Annotated in this window: 27 protein-coding genes; 22 read left to right on the plus strand and 5 right to left on the minus strand. The window is 69.9% G+C overall.

The genetic code is table 11. From position 1 onward, the window contains the following. Positions 1 to 94: 94 nt before the first annotated feature. From AC1DW3_RS18080 to AC1DW3_RS18100, 5 genes are all read left to right on the plus strand, one after another. A complete protein-coding gene (locus tag AC1DW3_RS18080) occupies positions 95 to 1,399 on the plus strand; it encodes a DUF4397 domain-containing protein (protein WP_477933406.1) in 1,305 nt (434 codons plus the stop codon). Positions 1,400 to 1,471: 72 nt separating this feature from the next. Next, a complete protein-coding gene (locus AC1DW3_RS18085; RefSeq protein ID WP_477933407.1) occupies positions 1,472 to 2,164 on the plus strand; it encodes a hypothetical protein in 693 nt (230 codons plus the stop codon). 39 nt (positions 2,165 to 2,203) lie between these two features. Further along, positions 2,204 to 4,891, plus strand: a complete 2,688-nt coding sequence (locus AC1DW3_RS18090; protein WP_477933409.1) for a DUF3857 domain-containing protein — start codon at positions 2,204 to 2,206, stop codon at positions 4,889 to 4,891. A 7-nt stretch (positions 4,892 to 4,898) separates the two neighbouring features. Continuing rightward, complete coding sequence (locus tag AC1DW3_RS18095; protein WP_477933411.1) at positions 4,899 to 5,318, plus strand: DUF1801 domain-containing protein; 420 nt, start codon at positions 4,899 to 4,901, stop codon at positions 5,316 to 5,318. Continuing rightward, positions 5,315 to 5,542, plus strand: a complete 228-nt coding sequence (locus AC1DW3_RS18100; protein WP_477933413.1) for a cysteine-rich CWC family protein — start codon at positions 5,315 to 5,317, stop codon at positions 5,540 to 5,542. Before AC1DW3_RS18095 ends, AC1DW3_RS18100 begins: the two co-directional genes overlap by 4 nt. Here AC1DW3_RS18100 and AC1DW3_RS18105 read toward each other — a convergent pair. Beyond that, positions 5,506 to 5,958 carry a nuclear transport factor 2 family protein gene (locus AC1DW3_RS18105; RefSeq protein ID WP_477933415.1) on the minus strand — a complete coding sequence of 151 codons (453 nt, stop codon included), beginning with the start codon at positions 5,956 to 5,958 and terminating at the stop codon, positions 5,506 to 5,508. The two genes, AC1DW3_RS18100 and AC1DW3_RS18105, sit on opposite strands and share 37 nt — an antisense overlap. Positions 5,959 to 6,069: 111 nt before the next feature. Here AC1DW3_RS18105 and AC1DW3_RS18110 point away from each other — a divergent pair, with 111 nt between their 5' ends. From AC1DW3_RS18110 to AC1DW3_RS18130, 5 genes are all read left to right on the plus strand, one after another. Continuing rightward, positions 6,070 to 6,780, plus strand: a complete 711-nt coding sequence (locus AC1DW3_RS18110) for a TetR/AcrR family transcriptional regulator (protein ID WP_477933417.1) — start codon at positions 6,070 to 6,072, stop codon at positions 6,778 to 6,780. A gap of 13 nt (positions 6,781 to 6,793) precedes the next feature. Beyond that, positions 6,794 to 7,669: a DMT family transporter gene (locus tag AC1DW3_RS18115; RefSeq protein WP_477933419.1), complete on the plus strand. Its 876-nt coding sequence runs from the start codon at positions 6,794 to 6,796 to the stop codon at positions 7,667 to 7,669. Next, on the plus strand, positions 7,666 to 9,339 hold the full coding sequence (locus AC1DW3_RS18120; protein WP_477933421.1) for a long-chain-fatty-acid--CoA ligase: 1,674 nt from the start codon (positions 7,666 to 7,668) through the stop codon (positions 9,337 to 9,339). The genes AC1DW3_RS18115 and AC1DW3_RS18120 overlap by 4 nt, the downstream gene beginning before the upstream one ends. An 89-nt stretch (positions 9,340 to 9,428) precedes the next feature. Further along, positions 9,429 to 10,226, plus strand: a complete 798-nt coding sequence (locus AC1DW3_RS18125; RefSeq protein WP_477933422.1) for a DUF4349 domain-containing protein — start codon at positions 9,429 to 9,431, stop codon at positions 10,224 to 10,226. Between the two features lie 9 nt (positions 10,227 to 10,235). Further along, complete coding sequence (locus tag AC1DW3_RS18130; protein WP_477933424.1) at positions 10,236 to 10,736, plus strand: endonuclease V; 501 nt, start codon at positions 10,236 to 10,238, stop codon at positions 10,734 to 10,736. 43 nt (positions 10,737 to 10,779) lie between these two features. Here AC1DW3_RS18130 and AC1DW3_RS18135 read toward each other — a convergent pair whose 3' ends face one another. Next, positions 10,780 to 11,160, minus strand: a complete 381-nt coding sequence (locus tag AC1DW3_RS18135; RefSeq protein WP_477933426.1) for a YXWGXW repeat-containing protein — start codon at positions 11,158 to 11,160, stop codon at positions 10,780 to 10,782. A gap of 155 nt (positions 11,161 to 11,315) precedes the next feature. Between AC1DW3_RS18135 and AC1DW3_RS18140 the strand changes: the two genes are divergently transcribed. Both AC1DW3_RS18140 and AC1DW3_RS18145 read left to right on the plus strand, forming a co-directional pair. Continuing rightward, positions 11,316 to 11,678 carry a VOC family protein gene (locus tag AC1DW3_RS18140; protein ID WP_477933428.1) on the plus strand — a complete coding sequence of 121 codons (363 nt, stop codon included), beginning with the start codon at positions 11,316 to 11,318 and terminating at the stop codon, positions 11,676 to 11,678. Beyond that, positions 11,675 to 12,295 (plus strand): HD domain-containing protein, encoded by a 621-nt coding sequence (locus AC1DW3_RS18145; RefSeq protein ID WP_477933430.1) that lies wholly within the window; start codon positions 11,675 to 11,677, stop codon positions 12,293 to 12,295. The genes AC1DW3_RS18140 and AC1DW3_RS18145 overlap by 4 nt, the downstream gene beginning before the upstream one ends. On the opposite strand, the gene AC1DW3_RS18150 is transcribed toward AC1DW3_RS18145, so the two are convergent. Further along, the gene (locus AC1DW3_RS18150; protein WP_477933432.1) at positions 12,244 to 12,546 is read right to left on the minus strand and encodes a DUF2834 domain-containing protein; all 303 of its coding nucleotides are present in this window, start codon (positions 12,544 to 12,546) and stop codon (positions 12,244 to 12,246) included. The genes AC1DW3_RS18145 and AC1DW3_RS18150 overlap by 52 nt on opposite strands. Before the next feature lie 113 nt (positions 12,547 to 12,659). Here AC1DW3_RS18150 and AC1DW3_RS18155 point away from each other — a divergent pair, with 113 nt between their 5' ends. From AC1DW3_RS18155 to AC1DW3_RS18195, 9 genes are all read left to right on the plus strand, one after another. Next, positions 12,660 to 13,040: a phosphopantetheine adenylyltransferase gene (locus tag AC1DW3_RS18155; RefSeq protein WP_477933434.1), complete on the plus strand. Its 381-nt coding sequence runs from the start codon at positions 12,660 to 12,662 to the stop codon at positions 13,038 to 13,040. Continuing rightward, positions 13,037 to 13,819, plus strand: a complete 783-nt coding sequence (locus AC1DW3_RS18160) for a helix-turn-helix domain-containing protein (RefSeq protein ID WP_477933436.1) — start codon at positions 13,037 to 13,039, stop codon at positions 13,817 to 13,819. Before AC1DW3_RS18155 ends, AC1DW3_RS18160 begins: the two co-directional genes overlap by 4 nt. A 191-nt stretch (positions 13,820 to 14,010) precedes the next feature. Beyond that, complete coding sequence (locus AC1DW3_RS18165; RefSeq protein WP_477933438.1) at positions 14,011 to 14,229, plus strand: hypothetical protein; 219 nt, start codon at positions 14,011 to 14,013, stop codon at positions 14,227 to 14,229. 318 nt (positions 14,230 to 14,547) lie between these two features. After that, positions 14,548 to 16,695 (plus strand): protein kinase domain-containing protein, encoded by a 2,148-nt coding sequence (locus tag AC1DW3_RS18170; RefSeq protein WP_477933440.1) that lies wholly within the window; start codon positions 14,548 to 14,550, stop codon positions 16,693 to 16,695. Further along, entirely contained in the window at positions 16,692 to 17,282 is a 591-nt protein-coding gene (locus AC1DW3_RS18175) for a hypothetical protein (RefSeq protein WP_477933441.1), read from the plus strand. Before AC1DW3_RS18170 ends, AC1DW3_RS18175 begins: the two co-directional genes overlap by 4 nt. A gap of 130 nt (positions 17,283 to 17,412) precedes the next feature. Beyond that, positions 17,413 to 18,627 carry a hypothetical protein gene (locus tag AC1DW3_RS18180; RefSeq protein WP_477933443.1) on the plus strand — a complete coding sequence of 405 codons (1,215 nt, stop codon included), beginning with the start codon at positions 17,413 to 17,415 and terminating at the stop codon, positions 18,625 to 18,627. A 27-nt stretch (positions 18,628 to 18,654) separates the two neighbouring features. Further along, the gene (locus tag AC1DW3_RS18185) at positions 18,655 to 19,776 is read left to right on the plus strand and encodes an HBL/NHE enterotoxin family protein (RefSeq protein WP_477933445.1); all 1,122 of its coding nucleotides are present in this window, start codon (positions 18,655 to 18,657) and stop codon (positions 19,774 to 19,776) included. 23 nt (positions 19,777 to 19,799) lie between these two features. After that, positions 19,800 to 20,597: a hypothetical protein gene (locus AC1DW3_RS18190; RefSeq protein WP_477933447.1), complete on the plus strand. Its 798-nt coding sequence runs from the start codon at positions 19,800 to 19,802 to the stop codon at positions 20,595 to 20,597. A 59-nt stretch (positions 20,598 to 20,656) separates the two neighbouring features. Continuing rightward, positions 20,657 to 21,298 carry a hypothetical protein gene (locus tag AC1DW3_RS18195; RefSeq protein ID WP_477933449.1) on the plus strand — a complete coding sequence of 214 codons (642 nt, stop codon included), beginning with the start codon at positions 20,657 to 20,659 and terminating at the stop codon, positions 21,296 to 21,298. Positions 21,299 to 21,411: 113 nt separating this feature from the next. Here the strand turns inward: AC1DW3_RS18195 and AC1DW3_RS18200 are convergent, their stop codons facing one another. Beyond that, positions 21,412 to 21,873, minus strand: a complete 462-nt coding sequence (locus AC1DW3_RS18200) for a helix-turn-helix domain-containing protein (protein WP_477933451.1) — start codon at positions 21,871 to 21,873, stop codon at positions 21,412 to 21,414. 153 nt (positions 21,874 to 22,026) lie between these two features. Here AC1DW3_RS18200 and AC1DW3_RS18205 point away from each other — a divergent pair, with 153 nt between their 5' ends. Beyond that, positions 22,027 to 23,610, plus strand: a complete 1,584-nt coding sequence (locus AC1DW3_RS18205) for a sigma 54-interacting transcriptional regulator (protein WP_477933453.1) — start codon at positions 22,027 to 22,029, stop codon at positions 23,608 to 23,610. 405 nt (positions 23,611 to 24,015) lie between these two features. On the opposite strand, the gene AC1DW3_RS18210 is transcribed toward AC1DW3_RS18205, so the two are convergent. Continuing rightward, positions 24,016 to 24,585, minus strand: coding sequence for a dihydrofolate reductase family protein (locus tag AC1DW3_RS18210; protein ID WP_477933455.1), 570 nt, complete (start codon positions 24,583 to 24,585; stop codon positions 24,016 to 24,018). Between the last annotated feature and the right edge of the window lie 90 nt (positions 24,586 to 24,675).

Consider the following 24,675-nt stretch of genomic DNA (forward strand, 5'->3'; position numbering starts at 1 on the left):
TGGCGGAAATGGCGATATCGCCGGCTTGGGTTCTAATCGCGAGTCCGCGTTCTTGGGATCGGCCCGGCGGTTTGGTTTTTTCGGAGAGTTCTCGATGCGATTCACCCCCTGGGCCACGCGACTGGTCCTGACGCTGAGCCTGTCGGCCACTGCATTCCTGACCGCCTGTGGTGGCGGTGGCGGCGGCAGCAGCAACACGCAGGTTCGCCTGCTCAATGCCACGCGTTCCTATGCGGCGCTGGATCTGTCGGTCAACGACAAGTCCATCAACACCAAGGTCGCCTACGCCAGCGTCGGCGCCTATGGCGACGTCGACACCAACGCCACGGCCACCAAGGTGCTGACCAGCGACGTCGGTACCAGCGTGTCGGCCACGACGCCCACGCTGACCTCGGGCAGCAACTACACCTTCATCACCTACGGCTTCGCCGGTGCCATCCGCACCACGCTGCTGCAGGAAGCTGAAGTCGTGCCCGACGCCAACAAGGCCAAGCTGCTGGTGCTGAACCTGGCACCGGACGCCGGCGCGCTGGACGTCTACGTGACGACGGCCACCGACCCCATCGACACCGCCACCGCACTGACGACCAACCTCCAGGGCGGCGCCGGCAGCGGCTACATCCAGATCAACTCGGGCACCTTCCGCGTGCGCGTGACCGGCTACAACAAGCGCACCGACCTGCGCCTGGACATCCCGGCCATCACGCTCGACTCGGCCAGCGTCAACACGCTGATCCTGACGGCTTCGGATGGCGGCGTGCTCGTCAACGGCATCAGCCTGGTCCAGAAGGGCGCCGTCAAGAACTTCGCCAACACCCAGTCGCGCGTGCGTACCGTCGCAGCCCTGACCAATGGCGCCGCCGTCGGCTCCAACGTCAACGGCCAGCAGATGTTCAGCAGCGCCATCAGCCCGCTGATCAGCGACTACGTGACCACCGCCTCCGGTGCCAGCACGCTGTCCGCCACCGTCAACGGCGCTGCGGTCAGCTTCAACGCCCCGACGCTGACGGCCGGCAACGACTACACCCTGCTGGTCTGGGGTGACGCCGCTGCGCCCAAGATGTCGGTGCTGAACGACGACAACCGCCTGCCCACCGTCGCCGGCAACGTGAAGATCCGCCTCGTCAACGCCATCGCCGCCCAGACCTCGGGCGTGTCGCTGAACGTCGACTTCAGCTCCGTCGCGTCCAATGTGTTGCCGGGTACGGCTTCCACGCCCAACAGCATCTCGTCGACGACGGCGTCGCAGGTGGATGTGACCGTGCCGACCTCGGCCACGTCCATCTACACCAACACCGCTCTGGCCTTCCCGGCCAACAGCGTCTGGACCTTCTTCGCCGTGCCCAGCAGCTCGGCCACGCAAGGCATGACCGCCCTGCCCAAGCGCGAGCGCCCGTAAGCCTCGGCTGACTCCTCGCAAAGCCCCCGTGCCTACCGGCCGGGGGCTTTTTCTTTGTCCGATGATGGCGGCATGCCCGCCCCTACCCGCTTTCATTTGCAGCGCCTGCGCCTGCTGTGGCGCAGCGCCGGCTGGCCCAGCCTGGACCTGGTCGAGATCGAGCTGCTGGCGGCCGGCTGGGTGGAGCGCCTGCAGGAGGCCGACGGCCGCGAGCGCCTGCGCGTGACCGATGCCGGCATCGCGCTGATCGCCGATTCCCTGACCCGCAACCGCGCCGCCCGCGACGCCCACGAGACCCTGGTCGAGCGCGTCGCTACCGAGATGCAGCGCGCCGGCCGCATCGCCTGGCGCGGCCTCGCGCTGCGCGCCGGGCTGCCGGGCGAGGAGGACGGCAAGACCCTCTGGGTGAATGCCATGCCCGACGTCTATTCCATCCGCCACAGCACSGTAGAGGACTACCTCGAACCCGCCATCCACGAGATCAAGGTCAGCCGCGCCGACCTGCTCGGCGAGCTGCGCCGCCCGGCCAAGTCCGCCGCCTACCGCGCGCTGTGCGGCCAGTGCTGGTTCGTCATCAAGGCCGGCATCGCCGAAGCCGAGGAGATCCCGCCCGACTACGGCGTGCTGATCGGCCACGCCAACCACCTCGAGCTCGCCCGGCCGGCGCCCAAGCGCGCCTGCAAGCCCGATTTCGCGACCTGGATGGCCCTGGCGCGAGCGACGCCGCTGCTGCCACCGGAAGACCCGCAGTCCCACCTCGCCTGAGCCTGACCATAATCGCCGCGCGATGAGAGGGAGGCGCCAATGATGCGCGGATTGAGGGAGAAGCTGGCCGTTGCGGGTCTCGCACGGCTGGGCGGGGTTGTGCTGCTGTGGGCCCTGCTGCTGGGCGGGGCGGTCAATGCCTGGGCCCAGCAGGCCAGCGCGGCGCGGGGGCTCAGCTTTGCACCCGTGCCGGCCTGGGTGCAGCCGCAGGCGGTGCCGCTGGATGCCGCGGCGCCCGCCGAAGGCCTGAACAAGGGCCAGCACTATCTGCTGGCGGACGAGCAGGTGCGCATCGTGTCCGGCACCCTGGTCAGCTATCACCATATCGCCAGCCGGGCCGTCAACGAGCGCGGCGTCGAAGAGATCGCCAGCGTGCAGCTGCGTTTCGATCCGAGCTACCAGACCCTCGTCATCCACCGCATCGACGTGAAGCGGGCGGGGCGCACCGTGTCCACCGTGGCACCGGGCGCCGTGAAGCTGCTGCAGCGCGAGTCCAGCCTGGAGTCGCTGATCTTCGACGGCCGCCTGACCGCCCATGTCGCCTTGCACGACGTGCGCGTCGGCGACGTGGTGGAGTATGTCTACAGCCTGCAGGGCGACAACCCGGTCTTCGGTGGCCGCCATTTCGGCAGTTTCGACCTGGACTGGGACACGCCCGTCGCGCGCCGCACCGTGCGCGTGCTCTGGCCCAAGGGCCGGCCGTTGTACTGGAAGCTCCACAACCAGGCGGCGGCGGCCCAGGTCAGCGACCTGGGCGCCGAGGTGGAGCACCGCTGGGACCTGCGCAACGTGCCGCCCAAAGTGCTCGACAGCGACAGCCCCGGCTGGTACGACCCCTACAACTGGGTCGAATGGAGCGAATTCGAGAACTGGGCGGCGGTCACGCACTGGGCGCAGCCCCTGTACCGCCTGCCCGCGGGCCCCATGCCGGCGGTGGATCGCGAGGTGGCGCGCATCGCGGCCGAGACGAGCGACCCCGAGCAGCGCCTGCTGTCCGCCCTGCGCTTCGTGCAGCGCGAGGTGCGCTATCTCGGCATCGAGATGGGCGTGAACTCGCACGCGCCGCATGCGCCGGAAGTCGTGCTGCAGCGGCGCTTCGGCGACTGCAAGGACAAGACCCTGCTCAGCATCGCCCTGCTGCGCGGCCTGGGCATTGCGGCGCGACCGGCCCTGGTGCACACCGGCCTGCGCCAGGCCGCTGCTGACCGCCTGCCCACCCCGGGCGCCTTCAACCACGTGCTCGTGCAGGCCGACGTCGGCGGCCGCCGCGTCTGGCTGGACCCGACTCGCAGCCCGCAGGCCGGCCGCGGCGTGGCGCAATGGGTGCAGGCCGATTTCGGCCGCGCCCTGCTCGTCGACGCCGACAGCCGTGAGATGGTGGCCATGGCCGGCCCGCAGGCGCGGCTGCACACGCGGCAGGTGCGCACGCTGCTGGACGCCAGCGCCGGCTTCGACCAGCCGGCCAGCTTCACCGTCACGACGACGGCGAGCGGCGCGGCCGCCGAGCAGCTGCGCGCCACGCTGGCGGACAACGCGCGGGACAGCCTGCAGAAGCAATACCTCGACTACTACGCCGCCAGCTACCCCGGCCTGACGGTGGAACAGCCCTTCAGCGTGCGCGACGACGTCGACGCCAACACGCTGGAAATCGTCGAGCGCTACCGCATGCCCAGCTACTGGACCCGCGATGAGAAGCAGGCGCGCTGGAAAGGCGAACTCGAGGTGCCCGACCTGCTGGAGTGGCTGCGCCGCCCCTCGGGCCTGAATCGGCAAGGTCCGCTGGGGCTGCGCCATCCGGTGGACTTCACCCTCGTCAGCGAATTCCGCCTGCCCGGCAACTGGGGCCTCAAGCCGGAGAAGCTCCATGTCGAGGACCCGGCCTTCGAGCTGCGCCGCGAAGAAGCCTGGCAGGGCGCCACCCTGGTGCTGACCGACCACTACCTCAGCCGTGAGGATCACGTCGCCGCCGCCGACATGGCGCGCTATGTCGGCCAGCTCGACAAGGCCCGCACCGGCGTCGGCTTCAGCCTGACCCACACGGGCGGCAGCGAGGCCGCGGGGCCGGCATCCGCCGGCGCCGGCACGCCACACTGGCTGCCGCTCATCGCCGGCCTGCTGGCGTTGGGCGGCCTGGCCGTGCTGGGGCGCCGCCTCTACCGCTGGGATCCCGAGCCGCCTGCCCTGCCGCTGGACCCCGCGGCGGCCAGCGGCATTGGCGGCTGGCTGCTGCTGCCGCCGATCGGCCTGGCCGTCACGCTGTATCGCGTCGGCAAGTCGCTGCTCGAATCCACGGGGGTCATGGATGTGCAGTCCTGGGTCGAGCTGACCAAGGCCCATGCCCTCTGGGCACCGACGCTGCTGTTCGACCTCGTGCTGCAGCTGGCCATCGGCGCCGGGGCGCTGCTGCTGCTGTGGCTGATGGTGAAGCGCCGCAGCAATCTGCCGCGCATCTATGTCGGCTGGTGGGTGCTGGTGATCGTGATGACGCTGGGCGACGCCATCGCCTTCCAGATCATCCCGGCGCTGCGCGAGCAGTGGGGCGCCAAGGACTCCGCCGAATCGGTCCGCGCCTGCGTGTTCGGCGCGATCTGGATCAGCTATTTCCTGCGCTCGGAGCGCGTGCGCCGCACCTTCGTGGAGCGCCTGGGTGCCCGCCAGGAAAGCCCTCTCGCCCCTCCCATCCCGGCCGTCGACGGCACACAATCGGCCTCTTCTCCCGTGGCCTGAGGACTCCATGGCGACCGCCAACAAGACCGTCCCGACCGACGCCGATGTCCAAGCCCACTTCGCGGCCCAGCCCGAGGCGCGCGCGGCCGACTGCCGGGCGCTGGCCGCGCTGATGCAGCGCACCAGCGGCCAGCCGCCGAGGATGTGGGGCCGCATGGTGGGTTTTGGCGATCACCACTACGTCTACGACAGCGGCCGCGAGGGGGACATCTTCGAGATCGGCTTTGCCAGCGGCGCGGGCGGCAAGGGCGACATCAGCCTCTACCTGAACGTCGGCTGTATCCCCGCCGAACGCGCGGCCCTGCTTGCCAAACTGGGCAAGCACCGCGAAGGCAAAGGCTGCGTCTACATCAAGCGCCTGGCGGATGTGGACCTGGGCGTGCTGGAAGAGCTTTGCGTGGCGGCACTCAAGGAGAGGCGTTCATGAACGGCCCGCTGCTCGACACCAGCTGCCCGCGCTGTGGCGGTGGCTTCGAGTGCGGCGTCAACGCCGGCCACTGCGCCTGCTTCGGCATCCGCCTGACCGAGAGGTTGCGCGTGCAGCTCGCCGAGCAGTACAGCGGCTGCCTGTGCCTGCCCTGCCTGAGCGAGCTCATCGAGGCCGACCTGCGCCGTCAGCCCGTGATCGGTTCCGCCAAGGCCTCGGGCTGACCGGCTGCGGCCACCTCGGCCAGATAGCCCGCCAGCCGGGCCGTGTCGCAGTGCACCGTCAGCGCGCTGACGCGGCCCCAGCGCAGCTCGAACTCGTGCATGCCGCGGTTGCTGCCTTCGCGGCCGCCGGGCAGCTGGAAGCGGTCGCGCCAGGCCACGACGGCCCGCGTGCGCCAGGGCCAGCCGCTGACCCATACGCCGTCCACCTCGAAGTGCAGGCCCGGCAGCAGGCGCTGCAGCCGGCCATACCAGCGCGTCGTCGCGCCCAGGTCGCGGCGCTCGCCGCCGAGGGCATGGTCGCCCACCATGTGATGCCGGTGCGCGGCCCTGAACTGGGCCGGGATGCCGTCATAGCGCCCCGCATTCAGCTCGGCAAAGGCGTTCAACAGCTTGCGCCGGACGATGGCGTGATACATGGCCGCTCTCTCCTTGCTGTCCGTCCAACCATGCAAGCCAACGCATGATCTTGACGGTGTAAAGATGTCGGCAGTATCCACCTTGATCTTGACGATGGCAAGATGCGGCGCATGAGCAAGCCTGCTTCGACCCGACCGCCCGCCAGGAAAGACGCCGTTCAACCGGCGAGTGCGCCGCGCGCCACCCAGGCGGCGGCCAGGCCCGCCGCGGACCGCCCGCCGCGCCCGCGCGCCAAGGCGGCCGGCGTCTATCACCATGGCGAGCTGCGCGAGGCCCTACTGGACGCCGCCGAGGCCCTGCTCGCCCAGCGCGGCGCCGCGGCCTTGAGCCTGCGCGACGTGGCGCGTGGCGCCGGCGTCTCGCATGCGGCGCCCTATCACCACTTCGCCGGCCTGCCCGAATTGCTGGCGGCGCTGGCCGAGCGCAGCTTCCGGCAGCTCGGCGCGGCCATGCAGGCTGGCGTCGACGCCCACCCGGCGGATGCGCGCGAGCAGCTGCTCGCCATCGCCGCGGCCTATGTCGACTTCGCGCGGCGCCGCCCGGCGCGCTTCCGGCTGATGTTCGGCCCCGTGCTGGCCTCGCGCAGCCACAACCCGGGCCTGGACCGCGCGGCCGAGGCGTCCTTCCGCGTGCTGCTGGACGCCGCGACGCGCTTCGACGCCAGCGCCGGCCCGCTGATCGCGCTGACCGGCTGGAGCCTGGCCCACGGCCTGTCACACCTGAGTTTGGATGCGGCCTTTGCCGGCCTGCCGCTGGCCGGGCCGCTGCCCGAGCCGGCCGAACTGGTGCGCCTGATGAGTGCCAAGGTCTTGGGTGCTTAGGCATGATGGCTCGATGTCCGCACTCGACCGCCTGGCCCCGCCGCTTTTCATCTTCATCTGGGCCACCGGCTATATCGTCGCCAAGCTGGCCGCGCCCTATGCCGACCCACTGACCTTCCTCGCCTGGCGCTATGTCGGCGTCATCGCGCTGATGCTGGGCCTGGCCCTGGCGGCGCGCGCGGCCTGGCCGTCGCCGCGCGCGATGGCCCATCTGGCGGTCGCCGGCCTGGGCATCCAGGCCCTCTACCTCGGCGGCGTCTGGGTCTCCATCCGCCAAGGCCTGCCGGCCGGCACGGCGGCGCTCATCGTCAACCTGCAGCCCGTACTGGTCGCCGCGCTGGCGCCGCTGATCGGCGAGCGCGTCTCGCCGCGGCAATGGCTGGGCGTGGCCCTGGGCCTGGCCGGCGTCGTCCTCGTCATCTGGCACAAGCTCAACCTCGGCGCGAGCTATGGCCCGCCGCTGCTGCTGTGCCTGATGTCCCTGCTCGCCATCACCGGCGGCACGCTATACCAGAAGCGCTTCGTGCCCCACTTCGACCTGCGCACCGGCCAGGTCGTGCAGTTCGCGGCGTCGCTGGCCGTCACCCTGCCGCTGGCCTGGTGGCTGGAGCCCATGCACATCGAATGGAATGCCCATGTGCTGGTTGCCATGGCCTGGAGCATCCTGGTGCTGACGGCCGGCGGCATCAGCCTGATGTTCCACATGCTGCGCCATGGCCGCGTGACGGCCGTGTCAAGCACCATGTATCTGGTGCCCTCTGTCACCTCGGTGATGGCGTGGTTGCTGTTCGGCGAGACACTCGGCGCACAAGCCATCGCCGGCATGGGGGTGACGCTGCTCGGCGTCTACCTCGTCGTCGCGCAGAGGAAAACGGAGACAGCCGAATGACGACCCCCCGAGCACATCACAAGTTCTGGCCCGTCCGCGTGCCGCACGCCATCGAGCCGCCGGCCACGGCCCTGCCCGACAACCTGCTCGTCAGCGCACGCCGCTTCCCGCATCGGCCGGCGCTGGTCTTCCTGGGCCAGACGACGACCTATGCCGAATTGGCCGCCCAGGTGGCGCGCCTGGCGGGCTGGCTGGCCCAGCGCGGCATCAAAAAGGGCGACCGCGTGCTGGTGGGGCTGCAGAACTGCCCGCAGCTCGTCATCGCCCATTACGCCATCCTCAGCGTCGATGCCGTCGTCGTGCCGGTCAACCCGATGAACAAGGCGGCGGAGCTCAAGCACCTCATCGAGGACAGCGGCGCGGTGCTGGCCATCACCAGCGCCGACCTCAGCGCCGAATGGCTGTCGGCCGGTGTGGCCGCGCAGAACCTGGTCGTCACGCGCCTGGCCGAAGTGCTGCCGGGTGGCCACAGCGACGGCGCAGGCCTGCCCGCGGGTTGGGCCGACTGGCTGAATACCGACATCGCCCTGCCCGCCGGCGCCACGCCCTGGGCCGAGGCCCTCGCCTGCACGGCCCCGGCACCGGCCATGACCGTGGGTGCCGACGACCTCGCCCTGCTGCCCTACACCAGCGGCACGACCGGCCATCCCAAGGGCTGCATGCACCGCCATCGCAGCCTGCAGCACAACATCTTCGCGGGCGGCCTGTGGGCCAATGTCAGCCACGAAGACGTCGTGCTCGGTGTCGTGCCCATGTTCCACATCACCGGCATGGTCGTCGTCATGCACGGCACGCTGGCGGCCGGTGCGGCGCTGGTGCTGATGCCGCGCTGGCAGCGCGAGTACGCGGCCCGCCTCATCGCCAGCCACCGCGTCACGCGCTGGACCAACATCCCCACCATGGTCATCGACCTGCTGGCCAGCGCGCAGGTCGACAGCTTCGACCTCAGCAGCATGGTCACCATCGGCGGCGGCGGCGCGTCCATGCCGCAGGCGATCGCCGAGCGGCTGTGGCAACGCTATGGCCTGCGCTACATGGAAGGCTATGGCCTCACCGAAACGGCCGCGCCCAGCCACAGCAACCCCTACGACGCGCCCAAGCAGCAATGCCTGGGCGTGCCCTATCTGAGCTGCGACTCGCGCGTCGTCGACCCCGACACGCTGAAGGAGCTGCCCGTCGGCGAAGCCGGCGAGATCCTCGTCCACGGGCCCATGGTCTTCGACGGCTACTGGCGCCGCCCCGACGCGACGGCGGCCGCCTTCGTCGAGATCGACGGCAAGCGCTTCTTCCGCACCGGCGACATCGGCTACGCGGACGCCGACGGCTATTTCTTCATGACCGACCGGCTCAAGCGCATGATCAACGCGAGCGGCTTCAAGGTCTGGCCCTCCGAGGTCGAGAACCTGATGCACGCCCACCCCGGCATCGCCGAGGCCTGCATCATCTCGGCGCCCGATGCCTACCGCGGCGAGACCGTCAAGGCCGTCGTCGTCAAGCGCGCCGGCCATGAGTCCCTGACCGAAGAACAGCTGCGCGACTGGTGCCGCGCCAACATGGCCGTCTACAAGGTGCCGGCCCTCATCGAGTTCGTCGACACCCTGCCCAAGAGCGGCGCGGGCAAGGTGATGTGGCGGGCGCTGCAGGAGCGCGAGAAGGCGCGTGGCGGTTGAGGGGGCCGGGCCTCATGCGACAGTCTGGCCGGTCGCTCCACGTGGCTAATCCAGCCGCCCCATGCCCCCTCCCTCCCGCCGGAGATCCGATGCATCGTCTGCTGATCGCTTGCCTCTTCCTGGTGATCATCACCGGCTGTTCCCGCCCGGGTGAATCGGGCCCGGTCACGGGAGCCAAGGTGGTTTCGGTCGCGCGTGATGCGGCGGCCGACGGTGCGCGCCGCACGCTGGCGTACAGGCATGCGATCCAGCTCGACGCGCCGGAGGGCAAGGTCGCCGCACTTCATGAAGCGGCGCTGGCCGCCTGCACCCAGTCCGCGGCGGAGCTTTGCACCGTGCTGGAATCGCGCATCAGCACGGGCCGCTCCGCGACGGCCTTCCTGCGCCTGCGCGCCAAGCCCGGCGGCATCCAGAAGCTCATCGCGACGCTGGGCAAGCAGGCCGATGTGACGGAGCAGTCCACCCAGGCGGAGGACCTCGCCGGGCCGATCCAGGATGGCGAGAAGAAGCTGGCCATGCTGACAAGCTACCGCGCCGAGCTGGAGGTCCTGCGCAAGCGCGCCGGCAACGATGTGGATGCCTTGATCAAGGTGACTCACGAGCTGGCGCAAGTGCAGAGCGAGCTGGAGGCGGCGAATGGCAAGCATGCCTACCTGCTGCAGCGCGTGGAGACCGAGACCCTCGACATCAACATCCGCGCCGAGCGCAGCCACTCGTTCTGGAGCCCGGTCGCGCTCGCCCTGTCGGACTTTGGTGGCAGCCTGTCGCAGGGGGTCGCGACGGCCATCACGGGCACGGCCTATCTGCTGCCCTGGGCCTTCGTCATCGGGCTGGCGCTGTGGATAGCGCGCAAGCTATGGCTGCGGCGCGGGGCAAAACGCGCCTGAGGCTGCTGCATGAAACTCGTGGTCGCTGTTCATTTCGATGGTGCGCAGGCGATCGCTGCCGCGGTGGCTTTCGACGCCTGGGATGCCGCGGAGGCGAGCAAGACCTATGTCTCGCGCATCGTCCATGTGGAGAAGGCTGCAAGAGGAGAACTCGACCTGCGGGAACTGCCCTGCGTGATGCAGCTGTTGCGCGAGCACGGCCTGGAGCCTGAGCTCGTCCTGCTTGACGGCTTCGTCCATCTGGATGCGGACGAAACGCCGGGCCTTGGCCAGCACCTGTACCACGCACTGGGCGGCATGGTGCCCATCGTCGGCGTTTCAAAGAGGAGCCTGCCAGGCCTGTCGGCGCAGTTCGAGGTCATGCGAGAAGAGGAAACGCAGCCGCTACTGGTGACGTGCGCGGGCATCGACATTGGCGCGGCCAAGGCGCGACTGCGCGCCATGCATGGCAGGAAGCGAGTTCCTACGCTGATGAAGCTTGCAGCGCGCCTGGCGAAAAACCAGGACTGAGTCCGGGACCGCTGGCTGAGCAGCCGGCGGCCCCGGGCCGGAATCAGCGGCGGTGCGGATCGTTGGGCCGGCGGTCGGCGCCGTTGGGCACGCCATCCCGGTCTGCGTCGCCGCGCGCCCAGCCGCCGCGCCTGAATTCCCAGCGGCCATCGTGTTCGGCCCAGGCCGGCTGGTTGTAGGAATAGCCATGGCGTTCCTTCATCCAGACACCGCGTTGCCAGACGTGGCGACGGCCGTTCCAGTTCCAGTAGCCGGGCACCCAGACATAGCCCCGGCGCGCAGCGGGAACCACCTCATGCCGCGGCGCCGGTGGCGCCACCTGAACCCACACGCTGGCCTGTGCCGTCGCGGCGGTGGGCAGGGTGGCTGCGCCCAAGCCAAGGCTTGCGGCCAGGCAGGAAGCGAGGAGGGTCTTGTTGAGCATGGCAAATCTCCAAGGTAGAGGAGTCCATTCAACGCCCGCGCCCGGCGGCCCGTGGTCGGAGGAACGCCCATCGGCGTGTCAGCCGCTTCCTGCCCTTGGGCTGTGGTTTCCATCGTCCAGGCAATATCCGAGGTCAAGCCGCCTAACATGGCCCGATGCTGACCCAAGCCCGCTACGTCCTCGCCGTGCCCGACCTCGCGCGCTCGGCGGCCTGGTACCGCGACGTGCTCGGCTTCACCGTGCACGACATGGGCGACCCCGGCTGGTGTTGGCTGGAGCGCGATGCCTGCGTCATCATGGCCGGCGAATGCGCCGATGCGCTGCCGCCCGCACAACTCGGCGACCACAGCTATTTCGCCTATCTGCAGGTCGACGCCATCGACGCCCTGCATGCCGAACTCCAAGGCAAGGGCGCCGACTTCATCAAGCCGCTGCGCGACGAGCCCTGGGGCATGCGCGAGTTCGGTGTCAGGACGATCGACGGCCACCGCATGATGTTCGGCCAGCCGACGGCATGAAGCGAGCCTGGACAGCACTTGGCGCCGGTGGCGGCGAAGCCTTGCAGGCCGAGCTGCTGGCCCGCTATGCCGAGCCGCATCGCGGCTATCACACGCGGCAGCATCTGGACGAATGCCTGGCCTTGTTCGGCGAGTTCGCCCATCTGGCCGAACGGCCCGCCGAGGTCGAGATCGCGCTGTGGTTCCACGACGCCATCTACGACGTGCATCGCCATGACAACGAAGCGCTGAGCGCCGACTGGGCCCGCACGGCGCTGCTTGACGCAGGCGCATCGACCGACACCGGTGAGCGCGTTGCGGCCTTGGTGCTGGCCACGCGCCACAGCGTCGCGCCGCAGACGGCCGACGAGCAGCTCTTGGTCGACGTCGACCTCGCCATCCTCGGCGCCGCGCCGGCGCGCTTTGCCGAGTACGAGGCGCAGATCCGCCGCGAGTACGCCCATGTGCCGCCGGCCGTCTTCAGCGAGAAGCGAGCCGCCATCCTGGCCGGGTTTGTCGCGCGGCCGGCGCTCTACGGCACACCGGCCCTGCGCGAGCGCTTCGAGGCGCCCGCGCGGGCCAATCTTCAAGCGGCGCTCAACGCCCTGTCGCGGCCCGCGGGCTTGAGCAGCAGATAGAGCAGCGGTCCGAACGAACCTGCGGCCAGCGTGATCAGTGCGAACGGCCAGACGGTGCGACCCGTCTGCCTGGCGTCGCGCCAGATGAAGCCCAGCGCGATCCAGGACATGATGACCAGGTCCGCCAGCACCTGCCAGGCACCCACGCTGCTCATGCCGGCCTGCCAGATGCCGAGGTAGCCGACCTGCCACATCACATAGGTCGAGAACAGGCCGAAGGCGGCGAGGACGAGGATGAGGACGACTCTCATGACGATCTCCTTGGGGAGTGGTTGATGGCGTCATGTTCGGCAGCCGAGTGCGTCGCCGCAATGACCTCCGAGGTCATCGCAGCCGCGCGATGCATGGCCTATGGTCAGTCCTCATGAAGCTGCTTGTCCCCATCACATTGGCCCTGGTCGCCCTGCTGCATGCCCTGCCACTGGCCGGCGTGCTGGGCGCCACCAGGCTGTCCACCCTCTACGGCGTCGACGCCCGCGACCCCGCCCTCGAACTGCTGCTGCGACATCGCGCCGTGCTCTTCGGGCTGCTCGCGGCGCTGCTGGCGTGGGCCGCCTGGCAGCCCGCGTTGCGCGGCCTGGGCCTCGTTGCCGGCCTGGTCAGCGTCGCGTCCTTCCTGCTGCTGGCGCTGCAGGCGGGCCCGCTGCCGCCGGCCCTGGCCACGGTCTTCAAGCTGGACGTCGCCGCGCTGCTGCTGTTGCTGGCAGCGGCTACCCTGCACCTGCTGCCCACGCCATCACCATGACCGCCACCCTCGCCGCCCTGCGCAAATCGCGCCGCGTCAGCCAGCTCGAGCTGTCGCTGCGCACCGGCGTCTCGCAACGCCATCTCAGCTGCATCGAGACCGGCCGCTCGCGCGCTGGCCGCGAGACGCTGATCGCCCTGCTCGATGCCCTCGGCGCCACGCTGGAGGAACGCAACCAGGCCCTGCTCGCAGCCGGCTATGCGCCCGCCCATACCGAGCGCGCGCTGGACGCGCCCGAGATGGCGCCCGTGCGCGCCGCGCTGGAACAGCTGCTGCACGCCCACGACCCGACGCCGGCGCTGGTGCTGGACGGCGAATACAACCTCGTCATGGCCAATGCCGGCCTGGTGCGGCTGTTGGGGCTGCTCGGCCTGCCGGCCGATCACCTGCTGGCGGGGCCCTTCAACCTGCTGCGCGCCGTCTTCCGCCCCGATGGCCTGCGCGCCCTGTGCGTCAACGAGGCCGAGCTGTGCGGCGAGATGTGGGCGCGCGCCAGCCGCGAGGCTGAGCACCTGCCGCGGCTGCGCGCCCTGCTCGACGAGCTGAGGCCCTCCCTGCGCCCCTGGGGCGCCATCGAGCCCAGCGGCCTGCCCGTGCTGGCGCTGCGCCTGCGCGCGGCCGACGGCCAGACGCTGAGCTTCTTCTCCGCCTTCACCAGCTTCGGCACGCCGCTGGACATCACGCTGGCGTCGCTGAAGGTGGAGCATCTTTTCCCTGCCGACGAGGCCACGCGCATGGCCCTGATGGACGAGGTCGGGGCGCCGGCAATTTCGGCCTGACGCGGCTTCGGCCGTCGCGCCGCAAACACCGCCAAGCGGCAATTCACCACACGCCATGCGGGTTCGCACCCAGCCCGGGCCCGTCGATTGCCTACGATGCCGGGTTGAGTCAGGCGGGCTCCCGCTAAGCGAGCCTTGTCGATCCCGCTGCGGCAATGGTGCCGCGCGATGCAGCCGTCATTTGTTGGTTGATGAAGCTTCCTACCGTCGTGGCGACGGACGCTGTCGTCCGGTCCATTGAACTGGCCGAGATCCAGGCCTCACGCCGGGCCGCCATGGGCTCGCAGCCTGTCATCAGCCAGATGCCTTTGCAGCAGGCCATCGCCGTGACCCACCTCGACGGCCAGACCACGCGCGCCGTCTTCGGCGTCGTGGGCGCGGCCCGCTACGAGGCCGTCAGCAAGCTTTAGCGTCGCCGATGCCAGCTCTGGACCGGCAGGGCGCGGCAATGTCCGCAACAGGCGGGCTGCCGCCGTTCGCAGCGCAACGGACGTGCCAATCGCCCCCCGGATCGCAGACCGCGACGCCTTCAACACCGCTGTTCCCCTAACTACTTCTTGTAGGATGCTGTCCAAGCGCCTGTTGTGAGCCTTCAGCTGCGCGGTAGCGCGCCGGGCCAGCACCCGCGACGCGCCGAACGTGCGCATGGAGTCGCCGCATACATGGAGCGCCACGAAGGTATCGCTGAATCGCAGGCCGAGAAACCTGCGGCATGGCCGCTTCACGGAATGGACGGCTTGCCGGCCAACCTCGTGCTGGCGACGCGGTACGACATCAAGCGGTTGATCGGCCGCGGCGGCGCGGGTTCGGTGCATGAGGCGTGGGACCGGCAGCTGGAGCGGGCCGTTGCCATCAAGCGCGTGGGCTGGGGCAGCGGCGACGCGCTGGTGGAGGCGCGGCTCGCGGCCGGGCTGAGCCACCCGGCCATCGTCGCCATCCACGACGTGGTGCAGCAGGCCGACAGCGTCTGCATCGTGATGGAGCTCGTGCAGGGCCGCACGCTGGCCGCCGTCATCGCGGACGGCCCCACCGAGCCGCAGCAGGCGCGGGCCTGGGTCGCCGAGGTGGCCGACGCACTCGCCCAGGCCCACGCCGCCGGCATCGTTCATGGCGACATCAAGCCGGGCAACCTGATGCTGGACGACGCCGGCCGTGTGCGCATCCTCGACTTCGGCATCGCCAGGCGCATCGACGTGCTGAAGACCGCCTCCGGGCCCGTCACGCCCGTCGGCACGCTGCGCTACATGGCGCCGGAGGTGCTGCTCGGCGCCCGGCCCGGGCCGGCGGCTGACATTTACTCGCTGGGCCTGGTGCTGTTCGAGCTGCTGCAGGGCGGACAGGCCTTTGCCGGCGAGGGCGACTTCGCCGTGGCGCATCGCAAGCTGTCCGAGACGGCTGGGCCTGTCGCGCCGGAGCTCGCCGCCGCTGACCCGCTTTGCGCGCTGGCCGAGCGCATGACCCGCCGCGAGCCGGCGCAGCGCCCGCCCGGCATGGCCGACGTCGCCCGCGCGCTGCGCCAAACCGGGCTGCCCACCGATGGCCCGGCGCCGCCGCACCCCCGCCTGCCCTGGCGCAGGCACCTTCGGCGCGCTGTGCTGCCGATTTCATTGCYTGCCAGTGCCGCCGCGCTGTGGGGCGGCGTGATCATCGCCACCCGGTACCTGCCGGCCAACACCCAGGCGCCGGCACCTGCGCCGGCACTTGCACCCCAGGAGAGCGTCTCGCAGGCCCGGCGCCTGCTGATGCGCTTCGACGAGCCCGGCCACCTGGACCGCGCGGTGGCCTCGCTCAAGGGCGTGCTGGAGTCACACCCCCGCGACGCCCCCGCCGCGGCGCTGCTGGCCATTGCCTACTGCCTGCGCGACGGCAGCGACGCCTCGGACGCGGCCTGGCTGGAGCGCGCCAATGCGGCGTCCCAGGTCGCGGTGCAGGCCGACGACCAGCTCGCCGTTGCCCAAGCCGCCCGCGGGCGCTACCTGGCGGCCGCCGGGCAGGCCGGGCCTGCGCTGCAGGCCTACGACCGCGCCCTCGTGCTGGACCCGCGCGACTTCCATGCGCTGCTGGGCAAGGCCGAGCTGCTGACCAAGCAGCAACAGGCCGAGCCCGCGCGTCAGGCGCTGGACGCGGCGCTGGCGGCCTACCCCGACGAGCCCGTGCTGCACAACGCGCTCGGCACGCTGCTCTACCAGGGTGGCCGCTACGCCGAGGCCGAGACCGCGTTTCGCGCCGCCGTGCGGCTGGCGCCCCTGGTGGCCGCAGGCCACGCCAACCTCGCCGCCACCCTGCAGAGGCTGGGGCGCGGCGACGACGCCCTGCAGGTGCTGCAGCAAGGCCTCGCGGCGCGGCCCGAGGGGCGGCTCTACAGCAACCTCGGCACGGCGCTCTTTGCGCGGGGCCGGTATGCGGAAGCCGCCAGCGCCTTCGAGAGCGCGGTGTCCGAGAGCAAGGGCAACCCGAACGACTACCTGAAATGGGCCAACCTGGCCGATGCCCTGCGCTGGGTGCCCGGCCGCGAGGCCGGGGCGCAAGCCGCCTACCGCCACGCGCTGCAGCTGCTGTCGCCCCGCCTGGGTGGCGACAAGCCCGAGCCCACCCACCTGAGCCGGGCGGGCGTGTATGCCGCACGGCTGGGCGAGGCGGCGCAGTCGCGCGCCTGGACCGAAGCCGCCGTGGCCGCCGCGCCCAAGTCGCCCGACGTGGCCTTCAGGGCCTGCATGGCCTACGAACTCAGCGGTGACCGCACGCAGGCGCTCGCCCACCTGCAGCGGGCGTTGAAGCTGGGCTATCCCCTGTCGTCCGTCGAGCAGGAGCCCGACCTGCAGGCGCTGCGGCGCTCGCGTGCCTTCCACCAGACCATCACCCAAGGACTGCCATGAAACCATCCAGCCTCCTGAATGACCTGCTCCTGCTCAACGTCAGCTTCGACATCCACCAGCTCAGCCCCTTCCTGTGCTGGCAGGTGATCGACGAGAGCCAGGGCGGGCGCAACCTGATGCGCCAGGTCGGCCGCCACGCCGGCTCGGTGCACCTGGAGAAGGACGACACGGTGCACGTCTGCGTCACGGCCTTCAGCGGGGCTGAGGGCAACGCCCCTCCCGAGGACTTCGGTGGATTCACCATCAAGAACTGCACGCTGCAATCCGTGCCGCGCCTGCGCGAACGGGACACCTTCTACTCACCGTCCCCGTTTCAGTACGGTCAGTCCGTCGACGGCGGGACTGCCATCCCGATCGGCCCGTTCAAGGTGGTCGATCACGGCAAGGACGACAAGCTCAATGCCTTCTACGAGCGACAGGTCAGCGAGGGCAGCGTGCTGGTGGACAAGGAGATGGGCATCTGGGAGATGTCGCTCGTGCTCGTCGTGGAGATCAAGCCCAAGGCCACGGCCGTGGGCTCGCACAAGCGGGTGTTCCGCTTCGACCCCGAGGCGGAGGTCGGCACCGGCACCAGCAAGAACCTCTGACCGCGGCCGCCCTCGGCGGCATCCAAAGGCGCTGAGACGAAGCGCCCGCTATTGAGACGCGTTGCCCTGCCGCCCGGCAGGGTGCGCCGACACCATGAGCCCCGTGTTCAACGTTTACGGGAGACCTCTCATGAGTGTCGTCAACATCGAGCGCAGCCAGGGGCTCAGCGCCCTCAGGCTGATCAGTGCGGTCGACGGGCTGGCGGGCGCCAGCCTGCTGGCCCAGGTCCGCGCCATGGTCGTGGAGCGCCAGCCCGGCGCCGCGCCCTTCAGCACCGACACGACGGCGCGGGCCATGCTGTCGGTGCACCAGTCGCAGCTGCGAGCCCGTGCCACCGAGCTGCTCAACGAGCTTCATCCCGCGGCCCTCGCCAAGATCACCGACATGCAGCAATTCGTGCTGCTGCTGCTGGAAATCCAGAAAGAGGCGCAGGGCAGCGATGAAGCCGTCGAGGCCCTCATGGGTGCGCTGACGGAGCAGGCCCGCGGGTTCGAGCAGCGCAGCGCGGCACTGGCCGCCAGGGCCACGGCAGCGGCCACGCAGGCCGCCGAGGAGCAGGCCGAACTGGACAAGCTCATCGACGCCGAGGTGAGCCGCATCGACGGCGCCGAGGACGGCGACGGCGACGGCGAGCTGGCCCAGGTGCGCGCCCAGATCGCCAAGACGAGCGAAGCCATGTCGGCCGCCGTGCAAGCCACGGTGGACTCCAGCCGCAAGGTCGGCGGCGGCATCGGGCGCATCGTCACCTGGGTGTCTTCGCTGTTCTCCTTCCAGCCCGGCGACACGCCCAGCAAGCCCGCCAAGGACGACGATGGCGACGACGGCGACGACGACGGCGCCGAGAAGGTCAAGGCCAGCGACAAGGACAGTGAAAAGGACAGCGGCAAGGCTGGTGGCAAGGCCAGGCCCGACAAGCCCGGCCGGCCCCGCATCACGCCGGAGCGGCCGACCGCGGACTTCCCGGTCGAGACCATCGGCGAGATCGGCGACGACACCGCGGCCGTCTTCGACGCGCGCACCAAGCTCAACAGCCTCGTCATCCAGCAGCGCAACCTGTACGTGCAGCTCTACCGCGCCGAGGCGGGCCTGGCCGTGATGCAGGTCGTGGGGCAGCAGGGCAGCGACCTCGTCGCCGCGCTGCAGGGCCTGGGCAGCCGTGCCGAAGCGCTGCGCGCCGAATGGGAACGCCTGGCCGCCGAGTGCGAACAGGCCAAGGGCGCCGGGCTGTCCTTCGATGACAGCTGGGCGCACCAGCTCGCCAGGATCGACGCGCTGGTCAGGGCCTCCACATCGGGCTCCGCATCCATGCCGCGCCTGACCCACATCGATTCCCCCATCGCCTGATCCACCCTCACCCCCCAAGGAGATTCCATGACTGACATCGCCATCGACCAAGGCGTGAAGGACAGCGGCAAGGCCGCTCTCGACCAATCCGCCGCGGGCCTGATCCTGCAGGCCCACTGCATGACCGTTGAAAGACAGGTCCCCGTCAACATCGCCAACGCGAGCGACAAGCTCAAGCCCATCCAGGAGCTGGCCAACCATCGGCTGGGCCTGGCCACGGATCGTTCCAAGAACTACCTCAACGTGCTGCAGCCGCGCATGCTGAACACGGCCACCGACATCCAGCAGTATTTCCTGCTGCATCGGGAGATCAGCCGCGAGTTCCAGAACGCGCCTTCGCGCCAGGAGGCCCTGGCCCTGCTGCGCGCCCTGCAGGAACAGACCCAGGGCTTCCAGGCGCGCAGCATCAGCGTGCGGGATGACCTTGGCGTCCTGCGCAGCGGGCTGGCCGAGGACGCGGCCGTCTTCCAGCGCGTGACGCTCGACCTGAACACGCTGCTGAATGGTGACGAGGGCGTGCTCAAGGACATCAACGAGCAGCTCGGCGGCATCGACGGCAAGATCGCCGGCATGGCCGTGGGCATCGCCCTCGGCGGCCTGGCCGTGATCGCCGGCGGTCTGTTGTTCGTCATCGGCGCCTTCGGCTCCGTCGTCACCGGCGGCGCCGCGGCGGCCCTGTGCGTGGGCGGCGGTGCATTGGCCGCGGCCGGCGTCGCCACCGTGGTGGGCTCGTCCATCGGCATGGCCGGGCTGCTGAACCTGAAGAGCGACCTGCTGATGCGCCAGGCCACCATCAGCGCCGAGACGACGCTGGTCAACAGCATGGCGGTCAACTTCGGCACGCTGCACACCAGCGCCACCGGCGCCCAGGGCTCGGCCCAATCCATGGCCAACGCCTGGAGCGTGATGGGCGACCACCTCGGCTCGCTGTACCAGCAGCTGGAGAAGGGCAAGACGGACGTCCCGGTCCTGGCCCGCGTGTTCCTGGGCGCGGCCGACGGCTCCGTGAAGCTGGTGCTGGCTGACACGGAAAACATTCTCCGCAACCTCACAGGCGCTACGCGCACCGTGGACACGACCCGCCGCGTCGGCGACGTCATGAAGGACGCGGTCAATGCCGCCGCGCTCGTGAACCGCATCGCGGCCTGACAACCCAAGCCGAGGAACCCATCATGCCCATGACTCTGACCGACCAACTCACCGCGCTCGTCCAGCAAGGCGGAGCGGGAGCCGCCACGCTGCCAGGCACGCAGCAGGTGCAGCAGCACGCCAAGGCGGCCGAAGCCTTCGGGCGCACGCTCAACGAACTGTGGAACACGGTTCGCGGCCACGCCCAGCGCACGCGGCAACGCGTGGCCCAGGTGCAGCTCGAGATCGCCCGCTGGAACCCGGCGACACCCGGGGCCCTGCAAGCCCACGCCAAGGCGCTGTCCGAGGACGTGAACGCCCTGCTGCCCGCCGTGCAGGCCAAGTCCGACGAGACCGCGCGCCACCGCTCCGTGCTGGCGGCCGACAGCGGGGCCCTGACGCAGCAGGTGGCCCAGGCACGCGCCCGGCTGAAGCAGCTGGAGCAGCAAAAGGCCGAGCTGCAGGCCAAGGCCAACGAGCTGCGCAACCGCTCCGTCTGGACCTGGCTCTTCCCGCTGGCCAAGGCCATCGACGAGCTGGTGGCACTGGGCCAGTATGGCAAGTCGACCGAGGCCGCCTTCGAGGACGCCCTGCGCCAGGTGGCCGAAGGGCAGCGCGAGGCCTCCGAGCTGATCCGTGCGTCCGACCTGGCCTCGGGCCAGGTGGCCGTGCTGGACCAGATGACCGTGCGCCTGCAGGCCCTGCACAACCAGCTGTCCGTCGTGTCCGCCCGGCTGCGCAGCGAGGAATCCCTCGCGAAGTTCGACAACCCGCAGACCGCTGGCGTCTTCGCGAACGTGCTGATGCACGTCGCCCAGGCGCTGGAACACAGCGTCGACTGATGCACCGCCGCCGGCCCCGGCCGGCGGCCCTTCCCCCCGACCCACGAAAGGAAACCGACATGTTGCTCTTCTACGGAAAACCCAATGGCGGCAATCTCTCCAAGGACGAGAACGCCTCGCGCGCCGCACGCCTGGTCGCCCTGCGCGAGCATTTCCACGCCTGGAAGAAGTGGCCCGAGTTCGCCCCGGCGAACAAAACCTTCAAGCCCGTCGCCATCCACTACCTGCAGGAGGAAATCCGCGCCGGCCGCCACAAGGGCCTCAAGGCCTACGGCGAAGCGGCCAAGATCCTCGTGCTGAACGCGCACGGCAACGAGTTCGCCTTCAACAACATCTCCACCGGCGCTGCCGAAGTGGCCGACCTGCTCATCGAGCTGGGCATCCGCGAGGCCGGCACCGAGCAGATCTGGCTGGCCGCCTGCGACAACGGCCTGCAGACCCAGGACAACAGCGGCCCACTGCCCCTGGTGTCCAAGCTGGCCAGCCTGCTGGCCACCCGCGAAGGGCTGCACCCCAAGGTCTACGCCCCCCGCGGCAAGGTGAGCTACCAGGAGAAGACGCTGCAGCGCGTCGGCACGGAGGACGTGATTCGCTACGGCAAGGTCATGATCCGCACGCAGGATGGCCCCGCCAACCCCAAGACCGGCAAGAAGACGGACTTCTTCTACCCGTTCGACCAGGGCTGGGTGCTGGCCCAGTAGCCACACGCCGCCCCTGAGCATCGCCTGGCCGCCTCGGTCCCCAGTGGACGAGGCGGCCAGGTCTTTTCTATCGTTGTGGGTCCTGGACCCGAAGCGCGGGGCGCGGCATGCGCTCAAGCGGAGGCTGCCGCCGCAGCAGAAGTCCAGTTGCGCAGCCGCGTGTCCATAGGCGACAGCTGGCGCGCCAGCGCATGCGCCCGCCAGGCGCCGGCGCTCAGGCCGTAGGCCTTGCGAAAGCACCGGTTGAAGGTGCGCACGTCCTCGAACCCGCACTGGTAGGCCAGCGTCTCGATAGGCGTGCGAAATGGCGGCTGCGCCAGCAGCTCGCAAACGCGCGCGAGCCGCGCGCGGCGCAGGCAGCCCGCCACCGTGTCGCCCTGGCGCACAAAGGCGCGGTACAGCGTCGGCCGAGACACCCGCAGCTCATCCACCAGGCGCGTGACGTCATAGCTGCTGTCCGCCAGGTGCCGCTGCAACTGCAGGCAAGCCTGCGCGTACAGCCAGTCCAGCCGCCCGTGGCCGCCACGGTCCGCAGGGTGCGAACGGTCGGCAAGGGTGGCAGGGGCGGCGTGCATGGTGTTGGGGCGAGGCGTGCTCCCCTCAACACAACAAACGTGCCAGGCTTTTGACGGGGTATTGATGCAAGAATTCCTCCGCCAGCCGTGCTCTGGCATGTCAGCCGGGGCGGGCCRACATGTCAGCCCCTGTCAGCGGGCTGGCCCCATGCCATGACGCCCTCCGTACCGCCCCACCCTGAAGAACAGACCCAATCCGCCCGCATCGCCGGGCTCGACGCCGCGGGCGTGCCGGCGCCCACCCTGACCATCCTCTGGCACCCCGACCCGCAGCGCCTGGGCGAGCAGTGCGCCGTCTCCGTGGACGACGACACCCTCGTTCCCATCAGCCGCTTCACGCCGGGCTTCAGCACGCCCGGCGCCCTCGGCGGGCGGCCGCTGGAGCATGCGAGCGTCTCGCGAACGCCCATCCACCTGCTGGCGTCGCGCGACGGCAGCGTGCGGCTGTCGTTTCCGCCCGGCCCGGTCTGCCATGAAGTAGACGGCCTGCCCGCCGGCGGCGAACTGCTCCTGACGCGCGAACAGGTCGCCAGCGGCGTCGTGCTGTCGCTGCGCGGACGCGTGCTGCTGCACCTCGGCCATCGCACGGCCCTGCCGGACCGGTTGTCCGGCCGCCTGCTGGGCGTCAGCGGCGCGATGGTGCGCGTGCGGCGGCAGATTGCGCAGGCCGCATCGACCGAGCTGCCGGTGCTTGTCCTCGGTGAATCGGGCACCGGCAAGGAACTCGTCGCGCAGGAGATTCACGCGCGTGGCAGCCGCGCGGGCCGGCCGCTGTGCACCGTCAACATGGCCGCGCTGACCGAGTCCATCGCCACCACGGAGCTGTTCGGCTGCGTCAAGGGGGCGTTCACGGGCGCGGACGCCGCGCGGCGCGGCCTCTGGGCCGAGGCCGACGGCGCAACGCTCTTCATGGACGAAGTGGGCGACACCCCCGCCCTCGTGCAGCCCATGCTGCTGCGGGCCGTCGAGACCGGGCAGTACCGCCCCGTGGGCAGCAGCCGCGTGGAGCGGGCCGACGTGCGGCTCATTGCCGCGACCGACCGGCCGCTGCAGGAGCGCGGCTTCAACGTGCCGCTGCTGCGCCGCCTGGAGGCCTTCGTGATCCGCATGCCCGCCCTGCGTGACCGCCGCGAAGACCTCGGCGTGCTGCTGCGCCGGGAGTTCGACGAGGCGGGCGATGTCGCAGGCTGGCTCGGCGAAGTCCCGCCCGAGCTGGCTCGCGCCCTGTGCCTGCATGACTGGCCCGGCAACGTGCGCCAGCTGCGCCATGCCGTGCACCGCCTGGTGCTGGCCGCCCAGGACCGCCAGTGGCTCAGCGTGGAAGATCTCCTGTCATTGCCGCCGGCAAGCTCCGCCCCACGAGCTGCCGGCAACGGCCTCCCGCCCCATGCCGAATCGGCCCCGGCGCCCTTCACCGACGACGAACCGCAAGACCCGCCCCGCGCGGGCTGGCGCGCGCCGTCGTCGGTCACACCCGATGAGTTGCTGAAGGCGCTGGAGCAGCAAGCCTGGAGCCTGCGGGCCACCGCGACCAGCCTGGGCATCTCGCGCAGCTCCCTCTACGCCCTCATCGACCGCCACCCCCTGATCCGTTGGCCCGACGACATCGCCGGCGACGAGATCGCCGCCGCGGTGACCGAGGCGCCAGCCGGCGATGTGGCGGCGCTGGCGTCGAATCTGCGGACGCCGAGGGAAGCGCTGCGGCGGAGGTTGGTTTCGCTGGGAATCAGCCACTGAATGCAGGGCGTGTCCAGAGGGCAAAGTTGCCTGACGCAAGGCCTGGCCCTCGCCATCGTGGGCAGCATCCACGAGTTGCTGCCGGCGCGCGTCGAGGCGGGCGAGACGGCGGCCATCGGGGAGCTGGCGAGGCATGCGGAAGCGTTTGTGTTGAGGGTGGCGGGGAGCCGGGCGGCCTGCGTTCCACAGCACGCCGACGCGCCCTCGGATGGCGAGGGCCAACCTGCTAGGACGGGTATAGGCTGAACACGGTTCGTCAACGAAAGCGCTTCGGGCGGTCGTGTCGACCCAGAGCGGAAGTTGGGGCTGGATTAGCAAGCCTCGCAGAAGCAGTCATTCGACGTCTAAATTGAGCTGAGCCGCGAAGCGGCTTCGGCTTGAACGATTTGTTAGCCGCCACCCCGCTCAACGACGAACGCGATAGCGGATGTGCGTGGCATCCAATGTGTCGATCACCCGAACGATCTCCAGCTCGATCCGCGAAGGCAATACCTCGAATAGCCGACGGCCGCCGCCGAACAGCACTGGAATCTGATGGATCTGCACCTCGTCCAGCACACCGGCCTCAAGTGCCCGTTGTGCTGTGTACGCGCCGAGCACCAGCACGTTCAGGTTGCCGGCGGCGGCCTTCGCTCGAGCCATCGCGTTCTCGATGCCGTCGCGCACATACGTCACCAACGGATAGTTCGCGACGGATGGGCCGGGCGGCCGGTGGCTGGGCACGAAGATCGGGACGCCGTGATTGTCACCGCCCCAGTGATCGATTTGCTCCACGGTACGCCGACCCGCCAATATCGAACCAGGCGTGTTCCACTCGTCCCACAACTCTCCGACGGCCCCAGACGGCCGGGAGAAGTCCCCGTACCACTCGTGTAGCCGGTCGAAGGCATCGCCTCCGGGATTGCCAACTTCGTCGTTCGGACCAGCGATATATCCGTCGAGCGACATTGACATGAATAGTACCGATGCAGACATTGGAGTCTCCTTCGCTCTAGCAAGAATGGTGTGATACCTGTACGACGAGCGAGGCGCAGCAGAATCGACATGGGCACTTCAGCTTTTGCG

This window comes from Roseateles sp. P2_H4, from assembly GCF_056403315.1.